The organism is Microcystis sp. LE19-195.1E (assembly GCF_027532095.1).
Taxonomy (GTDB): domain Bacteria; phylum Cyanobacteriota; class Cyanobacteriia; order Cyanobacteriales; family Microcystaceae; genus Microcystis; species Microcystis aeruginosa.
The window spans coordinates 1-11,800 of record NZ_JAPZSZ010000214.1; the positions used below are offsets into that span (position 1 = coordinate 1).

Here is an 11,800-nt window from a genome sequence, read left to right on the forward strand (position 1 = left end):
ATGCTTCGCCCCTACAGGACGCGGGCCGATGAAGACGCAAGGTTTTGAAGCACGATTCTCTCAAAATCTTGCACCTGTTTCGCTCGTAAAGCCACAAAACCCTTACCTTGCCTACATTTCACCTTTATTCAGCAAACCCTAAATAGGTTAGGGAAGTGGCTTTCGATTAATAATACTAAAATGAACAATAATCTAAAATTAAGCCGACAATGACTAAATGCAACCGACGGAAGCCCAACTTAGACAACTCTATCAGCTAATTTCAATAAAGTCCGAAAACTATGCACGGGTAGGTTCTTTATGGGAGGGGAGGTCGGCGACGACCTTCTCGACCCCTAACTATCAGTTAACGATTTTTAAAAGCTTCGATCGCCGCCGGCAAAGTATAGTAAATTCTCTCTTGGCTAATTTTATCTAACAAGCGGGAACGTTGCAATTGTAAGTACAGATCGTGTTTAACCCTTGCTAGGGCGAAAACTATACCCTGTCTTGATAATTCCCTTGCTAGTTCCTCGATAATCTCCACGGCTGTACTATCCAATTCTCCGAGTGCCTCTGTATTCAAGACAAACCATTCTACCGTTTTTGTCTCCCGGGCAATGGCACTGAGAGCGCGACGTTTAAAGTCGGCCGCATTAGCAAAAAATAAGGGGGCATCGTAACGATAGATAACTAACCCTGGTATTGTTTGCGCTTCTGGCCAATCCTGGAGTGCGTGTAAACCCATCACCCCCGGAACCGTACCCAAGACCGCATCATCGGGCCGGGTAATGCGGGCCAATAAATCGATAACCGAGAGACCGATGGCGATGGCAACCCCGCTTAAAATCCCCGTGGTTAGCACCCCCACCATTGTCAGGACAGCGAGATTAAACTCACTATTGCGAAAGCTTTTTAGTCGTTTAGCGCCGGCGATATCCAGCAGTTTACAGGCTGCATAAATCACCAGCGCACCCAAGGCAGCCTTGGGAAAGAGTACCAGTAGCGGACCGAGCAAGAAAATGACCGCCACCACCACCACTGCCACCACCAGGGAGTAAAGTTGACTTTTACTACCCACCGAATCGCCCACCGCGGTGCGACTGGCGCTGCTGCTGATGGGAAATCCCTGACAAAAACCCGCCGCCAGATTCCCCAGTCCCAGGGCTAAAAATTCTTGATTGGCATCGATTTCTTGGTTATGGCGTGCGGCGAAGGCTCTAGCGGTCAAGACGTTATCGGAATAGCCCACCAGGGCAATGCCGACGGCTGCGGTTACTAGGGGTAGTAATTGGGAAAAATCTAGGGTTGGTAAGCCAAAATTCGGCAAAGTATTGCTAATTTTCCCCACTACTGCCACCCCCTCTTGATCGAGATGGAGGGTGGCGACGGCGAGGGTTCCCAGTAAAACCGCCAGCAAGGGACCCGGTGCTTTGGGAAAATATTTTTGGATGACAAATAGAAATAGTAGCAGCAATAGAGCGAGGCTAAGGGTTGGCCAGTGCCATTGATTTATTCCCCGAAAAAAAGCTAAAATTTCTTTAAAAACCGTATTTTCACGGATTGACAAACCACTAATTTTACCCAGTTGTCCCGCAATCATGATCACCGCCACTCCCGCCATATAACCGATCAGGATCGGTTTGGAGAGTAAATTAGCTAAAAATCCCAAGCGGGCGATATAACCAACTAAACAGATTAAACCGACCATTAGGGCTAAAAAAGCCGCTAAACTGCCGTAATTTTCTCCTTGAAGGCTTACCATAGGTGCGATCGCTGCCGCCGTCATCACTGCCGTGGTCGATTCCGGTCCGAGGGATAGTTGCGATGAGGAGCCGAAAAGGGCGTAAACTAGGGCGGCTGGCACGAGAGTCCACAATCCCACCACGGGATCGACCCCGGCCAGGTCGCCGTAAGCCATACACTGGGGAATAGCGTAGGCCGCCACGGTGACACCGGCGAGTATATCTCGGCCCAGCCACTGCCATTGATAGGAGCGCAGGTTTTTTAGCCCGGGTAAATCAGGAAAATCGACTCGTCGGGAGTTTTTACTCATATTTTCTCTGTCAACGGCGACTTAACCTAATTTTAACGGAAGAATTAGCTAGGAAAAGCCCTTAGGTTGAGATATTTTCTGTCAGCAGGATATTTATACCATGTTAGCCGCAATTTTAATTAAATTGGCTAAATATACTCGGAAATATCTTCTTGACAATCATCGGCTAAGTATGATAAAGCCCGGAAGCGTAAACCGACTAATTGTTCGTAGAGAGGATTTAACTTGCACAGGGGCGGAATATGGACTAATTTATGGCCAAAAAGCACGATATCGCGTTCAAAAGGACATTGAGGCGGCACCATTTTGCAGATAAACCGGGCCAAGCGCGGATCGTGCATTTCTACCCCATCTAACCAATCTTTGAGGGGATGCAGCAGATCTGGGTGGGGATGTTCGGCACTGATAAACTCGGATTTCTGCGCTTCCGTGGTAATTTCGGGAATTTCACAGATAGTATGTTCTAAAGCTGACAAGGCCTCGATTTCTAACCCGAAAGCATCCCGATAACTATGCAGTAATTGCGCTTCGGCGGGGGAATAAATGCCATCGGCGATCGCTACCATCACCGCCGTGCGGAGGAAGTTTTCTGATATTCTGGGGTCATGACCGAAACTTGCGGCCAATTCTTCGGGACTAATCGATTGATAGAGAACGTGGTCGTCATCTAATTCTAATTCGTGAGCGAAACGGGCGATCGATTCCTGTTCGCTGGTGCTATAATCCCCATCACACCAGGCAATTGTCAGTAATCCCCGTAACCAGTCCCTAACTTGTTCGTTAGTGTATCGGTATTGAACAGAGCTAACCATAAGTATGTATGTATTGCTAAAACTGATTTCTAGTTTCTCAATTCAATTCTACCGAGCGCTCCCGGATTCTAGTGGCTCCTGTTCACATCATTTAACTATAGCCAATAACCCCATGGTCAGCTAGGAATTTTTTGGTTTTCAGTCGGCATAATCGGGCAATTTTCGCCCCTAGGAGCAGGGGTAAGGGTTGGTGCTTCTTGTCCCTTCCCCACCCGCGTCAGTCCTGCTGAAAAGGCGGATTCCTGGGATTAACGTCCGATCCCGAGGTAACGGAAACCGGCTGCTGTCACCACCGCAGGATCGAGGAAATTGCGACCATCAATTAACACGGGTTCGCGCATGGTTTTAACCATTTTCCCGTAGTCGAGACGGAGGAATTCTTGCCATTCCGTCACCACCACCAAAGCGTCACAACCATCGGCCAATCTTTCCGGATCCGATTCGATAATCACACCGCTTAAACCGTGACTTAAACCACTTTGGGAAACGATCGGATCATAAGCTTTTACCTTAGCACCTAAACGATTTAACTGTTCGATCATGGTTAAAGCCGGAGCATCGCGCATATCATCGGTATCGGGTTTAAAAGTTAATCCCAACAAACCGACGGTTTTACCCTTGAGGATTTTTAATTCCTGTTGCAGTTTTTCGATCGCAATTGTCCGTTGACGTTTGTTAACATTGATAGCGGCGTTAAGTAATTCCGTTTCGTAACCGTAGTCTTCCGCGGTATGTACCAAAGCCGACACATCTTTGGGGAAACAGGAACCCCCCCAACCGATCCCGGCCGAGAGGAACTTGCTGCCGATACGGGAATCTAAACCGATACCTTTAGCCACTTGGGTGACATCGGCCCCCACGCGATCACAGATATTAGCTACTTCGTTAATAAAGCTAATTTTGGTGGCTAGGAAGGCATTAGCGGCGTATTTAATCATTTCCGCCGAACTGAGATCCGTAACCACCACGGGAACGGGAGGCAAGGAGGGATCCTCAGCGAATTGGCGTTTAACCAAAGGCGCGTACAATTCCTTCATCATTTCAATGGCTTTCGGGTTATTACTGCCTAAAACAATGCGATCGGGGTTAAAAGTATCATAAACTGCCGAACCTTCCCGTAAAAATTCGGGATTGCTGACCACATCGAATTCCGCTTCGATGCGTTCTAGTGTACTAATACCGCCAACCGCAGCCACGAGATTTTTTTGTCTTTCGGCCACTCCATCGAGGACGATCATCCGTACCCAATCCCCAGAACCGATGGGAACGGTCGATTTATTGACGATTACTTTATAACCACCGTTGAGATGGGCCCCAATACCCCGGGCCACCGCTTCCACATAACGAGTGTCACTTTCTCCCGTGGGTAGTGCTGGTGTACCAACAGCGATAAAGAGGATTTCACCGTGTTTAACTCCCGCTTCTAGATCCGTGGAAAATTCCAGATTGCCAGAGGCTGCCGAAGACTGCATTAATTCTGATAACCCCGGTTCATAGATGGGGGATTGTCCCGATTTCATCAATTTGACTTTTTCTTCATTGTTGTCAATACAGATGACATGATGGCCGATATGTGCTAGGCACACCCCGGTGACTAAACCCACATAACCCGTTCCGATAACACAAACACGCATGATAATTACTCCAGTGACAATTGAGTTAAATTTATTGATTAGGGATTAGCTTAGACGAGAACGGAAATCCTCGATCGTCATTTTTAAACCCTGACTTAGAGGAATAGTTGGACTCCAATCCAGATAAGTTTTAGCACGAGTGATATCCGGTTGTCGTTGCTTGGGATCATCTTCCGGCAGTGGTTGATAGACCAATTCGGCCTCGGGATTAATCATGCCTTGGATCACTTGTGCTAATTCCAGAATTGTGTATTCGTCGGGATTGCCTAAATTAACCGGTCCGATAAAATCCCCATTCATCAAACGCATTAACCCTTCCACCAAGTCAGAAACATAGCAAAAACTGCGGGTTTGGGAACCTTGACCATAAACCGTTAGGGGTTGACCGCGCAAAGCTTGTACGACGAAATTACTCACCACTCGACCATCGTTTTCCAGCATTCGCGGGCCGTAGGTGTTGAAAATCCGGGCCACCCGGATATCGACTTTATGCTCCCGATAATACTCGAAAGCTAGGGTTTCCGCTACCCGTTTACCCTCGTCATAACAGGAACGCGGCCCAATGCAGTTGACATTACCTCGATATTCTTCCGTTTGCGGATGCACATCGGGATCGCCATAGACTTCCGAGGTAGAAGCGAGCAAAAATCGCGCTTTTACCCGTTTAGCTAACCCCAGCATATACATGGTCCCTAAAACATTGGTTTTAATCGTTTTGACGGGATTATATTGATAGTGGATCGGGGAAGCAGGACAGGCCAGGTGATAAATCTGATCGACTTCTAAACGGATCGGCTCGGTGATATCGTGACGAATTAGCTCAAAATAAGGATTTCCTAGCCATTTAACGATATTTCGGCGCGTCCCCGTGTAGAAGTTATCCAGACAGACCACTTCATGACCCTGTTCCATCAAGCGATCGATTAGATGGGAACCAATAAAACCCGCACCACCCGTAACTAGGATTCTCATGTAATCGCAAAGTAAACATATAAAATTATTCTTAAAATACCCTTACGCTGGTTTTTTGGCAAATATTTTTTTTGACGAGGTGTTATCAGCGATCGCCGATGCTAGGCTAATGGCTGAATAATGGCTGGGTAATCCTTAAAAAATGTAACAATTTTCGTAGTCATCCCTACAGAGTTCTATATCATCCAATCTTGTAGGCGTAAATTAGGGATTTGAGAGAAATCACGATAATTGCGTGTTACTAAAATACTGTTTTCTGATCAACTAATCGCTGCAATTCTTAAATCTTGTGTTCCTATAGGAATTTTTTGCTCCCGTAATTCTCTGAAATGATAATGAGCTTCTAAAGTATAGTTCAAAATTTTAAATTTGCTCAGATAATTAACTACATCTCTCAAACCTTGATAGCCTTTGATTAACTTTTCATATTGATTGCTTTGAGAGTATTTTCTGATCACGCTGAACCATCCTCTTACTTGTTCTTCTAAAGTAATAATTGTTATAGCCGTATCATCAGGATCGATAGACGCTACTCTCCGAACTAAGTTCGGATGTAGTTTTTGCAGTAGGGTTATAAGCTTAGACGCACTTACATTGCACTTTAATATCCTGGAACGCCTTGTAGATAGGGATACGAGTAGGAAACTTAAATGCGTCTAAGCTTATGATCGGTATCTAATATATATTGAGTCACGGTGTTTCAACTTGTTGACTGTCTTCTTGGTCAACTTTTTGACGATAGGTTTCTATACTCTCTATGACTTCATCTAAGAGGGGATTATAGGTTAGTGTAACTGGTATATTGAGCAGTGGATGCTCTTGTTGTTGTTTTTTCTGCGCTAATTTTTCAAATAATTGGTTTTGTTCTTCTAAAGAAAGTTGATCGATAGACTCTATAATCTGGCTAAGAGAAAGATGAGGAGTCATAAATTACAAGCCTTTTTGACTAGATATTGATGCTAGTGTAGCATAATTCCCTTCGCTAACAGCTTTAAAACAGATCCTACAGTAATCGGCATTTTTCTGATAGTGAGTTATTCTAAATAAATATTGGGAGCTACTGTAATTCGGTCTAGTTTTTCCCTAGTGGTACAAGCAGGATGCCTGTAAATGCTATTGATGTAATTGGTAGCACAGGCATCGGCCGCCTGTAAAGAGATAGAAAGATTTAAGTTTAGAACAATGCCAGCCTATGTTATACTCTAAACAGAAAAACCCCCCTTGTCAAATTTGGGCAAATTCGGGCAAAATAGGGAATGTAAATTTTATATACTATGTAGTATTATTTTGATAGGATTAAAGAGGCTAGATTATGACCAGTGCCGAGCAAAATAAGCTATTTATCCTGATTGATGGGCATTCTTTGGCTTTTCGTGCCTATTATGCCTTTGCCAAGTCTCGTTCTGGTCCTCTGCGTACTTCTAGCGGCATTCCCACCAGTGTGTGCTTTGGGTTTTTAAATTCTCTGATGCAGTTACTTGAAACTCAAAAACCCACTTATTTAGCAGTTGCTTTTGATTTAGCAGCTCCTTCTTTTCGCCATGAAGCTGATGCCAATTATAAGGCTAATCGGCAAGAAACTCCCGAAGAATTTCGCCCCGATTTAACTAATCTGCAAAGTCTCTTGGCAGCGATGAATATTCCTATTGTGACTTCCCCGGGTTACGAAGCAGATGATGTTTTAGGAACTTTGGCAAAACAAGCTGGCGATCATGGTTATACGGTCAAGATTTTAACAGGCGATCGAGATTTATTCCAATTGGTAGATGAGGAGAAAAAAACCACGGTTCTCTATCTGGATATTAATGCGGTCAAAAGTACATCGGGACAGGGTTATACAGAATTCAATTCCCAAGCTGTCACGGAAAAGTTAGGGGTGACACCAAAACAGGTAGTAGATTTTAAAGCTCTTTGCGGTGATAAGTCTGATAATATACCCGGGGTGCGCGGAATTGGCGAAAAAACAGCGATAGATTTATTAAAAAAATACGATAACTTAGACGATATATATACCAATCTGGAATCGATTAAGGGAATGGTAAAAACTAAATTATTAGAGGGAAAAACCGCCGCCGAAAGTTCTCGCTATTTAGCCAAAATTGCCCTTGATGCCCCCGTTAGCCTCGATGAGGAGAAATTTCGTCTCCGAGGTTTTGATCGGCGTTTAGTTCAACCTTTATTGGCAAGATTAGAGTTAAAGAAAATTCTCCAGAAACTCGATCAAATTCAACAGCATCTAGGTGGCACTCCTACCCTAGAATTAACTAGCGATGCTGATTCTAATCAATTGTCTTTGTTTGATTTACCCCCTATTTCTCCACCGGTTCTAATTGCTCCGGAAATTATTGATACTATTCCTAAGTTAGATGCTTTACTAGCAAAATTAACAACTTTCACTAATCCACATTTTCCTGTCGCTTGGGATACCGAAACCACGGATTTAAATCCTCGTGTAGCCAAATTGGTCGGGATCGGTTGCTGTTGGGGAAAAGAATTAAATTCTATGGCCTATATTCCCATCGGCCACCAGAGCGGTGATAATTTAAATCTAGAGATAGTTCTAGAAAAATTACGCCCAATTTTAGCCAGTGATAATTATCCGAAAGTCTTCCAGAATGCAAAATTTGATATTGATGTTTTTTATCATCAAGGAATTACCGTTAAAGGTCTAGTTTTTGATACTATGGTGGCTAGTTATGTCCTCCATCCCGAACTAACTCATAATCTCGAAGATTTGTGCGATCGCTATTTAACTGGTATCACTTCCCTTAGTTATAAAAGTCTCGGTATTCCTACGGGAAAAACTATCGCTGATTTAGATATTACCACCACTGCCAACTACTGCGGATTAGATGCCTACGCTACCTATTTACTTCGAGAAAAATTACAGGCAGAATTAACTAAAATTCCCTCTTTATATCAATTATTCTCAGAGGTAGAATCTCCCTTAGTCATGGTGCTGTGGCAGATGGAAAATTATGGTATAAAAATTAATGTCAATTATCTAAAAAACTTGTCCCAGCAACTAGAAAGAGACCTAGCAGACATAGAAAAAAAAGCTTATGAATCCATCGGAGAAACTTTTAATCTTAGCTCTCCTAAACAGTTAAGTGAAATCCTCTTCGATCGATTGGCACTCAATCGCAAAAAATCCAGAAAAACTAAAACAGGTTACTCCACCGATCAAAGTGTTTTAGAGAAACTACAAGGCGATCATCCCTTAGTTGATTATATCCTTGAACATCGCACCTTATCCAAATTAAAATCCACCTATGTGGATGCTTTACCGAAATTAGCCGAACCAAAAACCGCACGAGTACATACAGATTTTAATCAAACCATCACCAGCACCGGACGCTTATCATCCTCCAATCCTAACCTACAAAATATCCCCATTCGCAGTGAATTTTCCAGACGAATTCGTCAAGCTTTTATACCCGAAGATGGTTACTTATTAGTATCAGCGGACTACTCACAAATCGAGTTAAGAATTCTCGCTCATCTCAGTCAAGAACCAGTTTTATTAGAAGCGTATCGTAGTAATCAAGATGTTCACAAAGTCACCGCTCAATTGCTCTTTGATAAAGGGGAAATTACCTCCGAAGAACGCAGTTTAGGAAAAACAATTAATTTCGGGGTTATTTATGGCATGGGAGCGCAAAAATTCGCCCGTGAATCGAAATTAACCGTAGAACAGGGCAGAAAATTTATTGAAAAATATCATCAACGTTATGCCCAAGTATTTGAGTATTTAGAGAATAGCAAAAAACAAGCGATCACTCAGGGATATGTGGAAACAATTTTGGGCAGAAGACGTTATTTTAACTTCGATAATCCCCTCTTAAAAAGACTGCGGGGACTGTCCTTACATGACATCGATTTAGATAGCCTCAAACTCAACAACGAGGAAGCACAATTATTAAGATCGGCCGCTAATGCGCCCATTCAGGGTTCCAGTGCTGATATTATTAAAGTAGCGATGGTAAAATTGGCCGAGGTACTGCAAAATTATCGAGCGAGATTACTGCTGCAAGTCCATGATGAATTAGTCTTGGAAGTACCGAGGGAAGAATGGCCATCCCTAGAGTCAAAAATCAAGACGACTATGGAAGAAGCTGTCTCCTTGACGATCCCTCTCTTGGTAGAAATTAAAGCCGGTGACAATTGGATGGAAACCAAATAAAACTATGATCGAAAACAGACAATTTTTAACCCCAGAAGAATCCGCAGATGTGGACGCTGCCCTCTTGACTTCTCCCGAAAAATTCCTGACTCGTTTAACGATTTCTTCCCTACGCTTATTAAAAATAATCGCCGAAGATACGGGAGTAACCCTAGAAGAACTAACCCATAAACAGGTCATTCAATGGCTAGAAAAAGATAGTAAACTGCGTCGGGAACAGGGGATCGAAGCGGCAGTGCTGAAATGGTAAATAAACTCTTAAAAAATCAGCTACCCCTGACAATTTATGCTAGTTTTTAGCTATAAAGTTACTGGAGTTACAACAATGACAATTACCCTAAAAGTGCCTAGTATTGCCTGTGAAGGTTGCGCTAATACCATTACTAAAGCGATTAATAATCAGCAACCGGCAGCCCAAATATCGGTGGATGTAGCCAATAAAATCGTCACGGTAGAAACCACCGCATCCCCCGCAGAAATTGCCCAATGGATCAGCGAAGTCGGCCATACTGTTGAGTCTGGAAGTGAGGGTTGACATCCTCCCCCGTTAAAAATAGACCTCTGGTAAAAATCAAAAATTGTCGTGATTATTGTTGAATGTCATCTCGAATACTGCTCGACTGACACCTTCTACAAAGCTAAGTGCTTTATTTGCTGTGTCAATCATGTGTTCAACATACACTTGATTATCTTTCTGCGACATAACACACCTCTGCTGTTGCTAAAACACGCTCACGAATACGATAATTAAGAGATTTGACGGTAACGAGATCAATAGTACGTCCATCAAATAATTGAGATAATTCTTCTTGAATTTGATGAAGTTTGAAAAAACTAGGGGTAAAACCAAGTTCAAACTCAACGAGCAGATCAATATCACTATCTGCGGTAAAATCATCTCGTAAAACTGAACCAAATAAGGAAAGTTTATGAATATGCCAATGTTGGCAAAGTTGTGAGAGTTTTTCTTGAGGAATTTTCATATTTTTGTGTTGATCAGATTAGGTTTACTCCCAAGCTTTCTAGTTGTTGGTTTATCCAAGTGGTTGCCGTTTCTTCATCGGTTTCTATCGCTTTTTCTACTCCTATTTTAGCAATTTCTAAGAGTTGTTTGGATTTTGCTTTTAAAGTACTCTTAGAGTAAAGGTGCGATCGCTTTCAAAAGTTCTGTTAATTTATTTTCAACTATGTCCCATACCACATCCAAATCAAGCTGATCGTATTTATGAACAATGACATCTCGCATTCCAGCCATTTCTCGCCAAGGAATTTCTGGATGTTGTTGACGGAAGATTACAGAAAGACGTTTAGTCGCTTCACCAATAATGGTAATTTGGTAGAGGATGGCAGACAATTTTTCATCATTGTTTTCCAATTCTGATTTACCGATACCATCGGTATAGCGCAAAATACGTCTAATAGAATTTACAATGTCGATTAGAGATTCTTGATCACGAGGCATATATAATCTGTGCTGATTCTAAAATGTTTTTACATCTTAGCCAGTTATCACTCCGTTTGAGTGCTGCTTTCACAATTAAATCTACTTTTCGATCAAAAATTGCTTGCAGTTCATCGCGCATTTGTAGGGTTTCGGTTAAACCTCGTTTAGCAGTTGGGGAAAAGGTAATTAAAATATCAATATCGCTATCTGAACGGAAATCTTCCCGTAAAACTGAACCAAATAATGCCAATTCGGTGACTTGCCACTTTTGACAAAATGCTTTAATTTGTTCCATTGGTAGATTTATTTTTGTGTTCATCAGATTAGTTTTACTCCCAAGCTTTCTAGTTGTTGGTTTATCCAAGCGGTGGCCGTTTCTTCATCGGTTTCTAATAAAGGGTCTATTTAGAGATTTTTTGCAACTTCATCCCTATTTTTCTCATTTTTGAACTCTCAAAAATTAATTATCCAAGAAGTCTAATCGAAGATTTTAACCGCGGCTAAAACTTCTTCTTTGAGCATAAGTATAGCTTCTGTCATTGCGTTTGTTAGAGAATTAATATCTTTGAGGACATAATCTAAATAGGGCTTGCTGAAAAAGTCATTGAAAAGTACAGGTCTCTTAATCAATGATTTCACTTAGCTACAAGCATAAGCTTTAGTTGTTGATTAATTTTTAAGTTATAACTTATCCTAATCATTGACCGAGAAAAAGTGCTG

The 11,800-nt window shown here is 42.4% G+C and carries 12 protein-coding genes; 3 read left to right on the forward strand and 9 right to left on the reverse strand.

Annotated features, from left to right (window positions below):
• Nucleotides 1–346: 346 nt before the first annotated feature.
• The 6 genes from O9300_RS12185 to O9300_RS12210 form a co-directional block, all read right to left on the reverse strand.
• Entirely contained in the window at nt 347–2,035 is a 1,689-nt protein-coding gene (locus tag O9300_RS12185; protein ID WP_287971874.1) for a SulP family inorganic anion transporter, read from the reverse strand.
• Between the two features lie 128 nt (nt 2,036–2,163).
• On the reverse strand, nt 2,164–2,847 hold the full coding sequence (locus O9300_RS12190) for a Mo-dependent nitrogenase C-terminal domain-containing protein (RefSeq protein WP_287732524.1): 684 nt from the start codon (nt 2,845–2,847) through the stop codon (nt 2,164–2,166).
• Between the two features lie 248 nt (nt 2,848–3,095).
• Nucleotides 3,096–4,481, reverse strand: a complete 1,386-nt coding sequence (locus O9300_RS12195; protein WP_287732526.1) for a UDP-glucose dehydrogenase family protein — start codon at nt 4,479–4,481, stop codon at nt 3,096–3,098.
• 45 nt (nt 4,482–4,526) lie between these two features.
• On the reverse strand, nt 4,527–5,453 hold the full coding sequence (locus O9300_RS12200) for a UDP-glucuronic acid decarboxylase family protein (RefSeq protein ID WP_287971875.1): 927 nt from the start codon (nt 5,451–5,453) through the stop codon (nt 4,527–4,529).
• A gap of 260 nt (nt 5,454–5,713) precedes the next feature.
• Nucleotides 5,714–5,911, reverse strand: coding sequence for a type II toxin-antitoxin system VapC family toxin (locus tag O9300_RS12205; protein WP_287971877.1), 198 nt, complete (start codon nt 5,909–5,911; stop codon nt 5,714–5,716).
• 232 nt (nt 5,912–6,143) lie between these two features.
• Nucleotides 6,144–6,380: a hypothetical protein gene (locus O9300_RS12210; protein ID WP_002746188.1), complete on the reverse strand. Its 237-nt coding sequence runs from the start codon at nt 6,378–6,380 to the stop codon at nt 6,144–6,146.
• A gap of 385 nt (nt 6,381–6,765) precedes the next feature.
• Between O9300_RS12210 and polA the strand changes: the two genes are divergently transcribed.
• Genes polA through O9300_RS12225 form a run of 3 tightly spaced genes read left to right on the forward strand, consistent with a single transcriptional unit; the run spans nt 6,766 to nt 10,171 of the window.
• Nucleotides 6,766–9,636 carry a DNA polymerase I gene (gene polA, locus O9300_RS12215; protein ID WP_287971878.1) on the forward strand — a complete coding sequence of 957 codons (2,871 nt, stop codon included), beginning with the start codon at nt 6,766–6,768 and terminating at the stop codon, nt 9,634–9,636.
• A gap of 4 nt (nt 9,637–9,640) precedes the next feature.
• Nucleotides 9,641–9,886: an NDH complex assembly factor CRR9 gene (locus tag O9300_RS12220; RefSeq protein ID WP_002736270.1), complete on the forward strand. Its 246-nt coding sequence runs from the start codon at nt 9,641–9,643 to the stop codon at nt 9,884–9,886.
• 36 nt (nt 9,887–9,922) lie between these two features.
• Complete coding sequence (locus O9300_RS12225) at nt 9,923–10,171, forward strand: heavy-metal-associated domain-containing protein (protein ID WP_002765377.1); 249 nt, start codon at nt 9,923–9,925, stop codon at nt 10,169–10,171.
• Between the two features lie 151 nt (nt 10,172–10,322).
• Here the strand turns inward: O9300_RS12225 and O9300_RS12230 are convergent, their stop codons facing one another.
• From O9300_RS12230 to O9300_RS12240, 3 genes are all read right to left on the reverse strand, one after another.
• The gene (locus tag O9300_RS12230) at nt 10,323–10,619 is read right to left on the reverse strand and encodes a nucleotidyltransferase family protein (RefSeq protein ID WP_287971879.1); all 297 of its coding nucleotides are present in this window, start codon (nt 10,617–10,619) and stop codon (nt 10,323–10,325) included.
• Nucleotides 10,620–10,771: 152 nt separating this feature from the next.
• Nucleotides 10,772–11,098 (reverse strand): HepT-like ribonuclease domain-containing protein, encoded by a 327-nt coding sequence (locus O9300_RS12235; RefSeq protein ID WP_008206501.1) that lies wholly within the window; start codon nt 11,096–11,098, stop codon nt 10,772–10,774.
• Nucleotides 11,088–11,375, reverse strand: coding sequence for a nucleotidyltransferase family protein (locus O9300_RS12240; RefSeq protein WP_008206502.1), 288 nt, complete (start codon nt 11,373–11,375; stop codon nt 11,088–11,090). The genes O9300_RS12235 and O9300_RS12240 overlap by 11 nt, the downstream gene beginning before the upstream one ends.
• Nucleotides 11,376–11,800: the final 425 nt, after the last annotated feature.

Coding starts and splice junctions, on each gene's coding strand:
- O9300_RS12185 (WP_287971874.1), bottom strand. CDS start 2,035: ATGAGTAAAAACTCCCGACGAGTCGATTTTCCTGATTTACCCGGGCTA.
- O9300_RS12190 (WP_287732524.1), bottom strand. CDS start 2,847: ATGGTTAGCTCTGTTCAATACCGATACACTAACGAACAAGTTAGGGAC.
- O9300_RS12195 (WP_287732526.1), bottom strand. CDS start 4,481: ATGCGTGTTTGTGTTATCGGAACGGGTTATGTGGGTTTAGTCACCGGG.
- O9300_RS12200 (WP_287971875.1), bottom strand. CDS start 5,453: ATGAGAATCCTAGTTACGGGTGGTGCGGGTTTTATTGGTTCCCATCTA.
- O9300_RS12210 (WP_002746188.1), bottom strand. CDS start 6,380: ATGACTCCTCATCTTTCTCTTAGCCAGATTATAGAGTCTATCGATCAA.
- polA (WP_287971878.1), top strand. CDS start 6,766: ATGACCAGTGCCGAGCAAAATAAGCTATTTATCCTGATTGATGGGCAT.
- O9300_RS12220 (WP_002736270.1), top strand. CDS start 9,641: ATGATCGAAAACAGACAATTTTTAACCCCAGAAGAATCCGCAGATGTG.
- O9300_RS12225 (WP_002765377.1), top strand. CDS start 9,923: ATGCTAGTTTTTAGCTATAAAGTTACTGGAGTTACAACAATGACAATT.
- O9300_RS12230 (WP_287971879.1), bottom strand. CDS start 10,619: ATGAAAATTCCTCAAGAAAAACTCTCACAACTTTGCCAACATTGGCAT.
- O9300_RS12235 (WP_008206501.1), bottom strand. CDS start 11,098: ATGCCTCGTGATCAAGAATCTCTAATCGACATTGTAAATTCTATTAGA.
- O9300_RS12240 (WP_008206502.1), bottom strand. CDS start 11,375: ATGGAACAAATTAAAGCATTTTGTCAAAAGTGGCAAGTCACCGAATTG.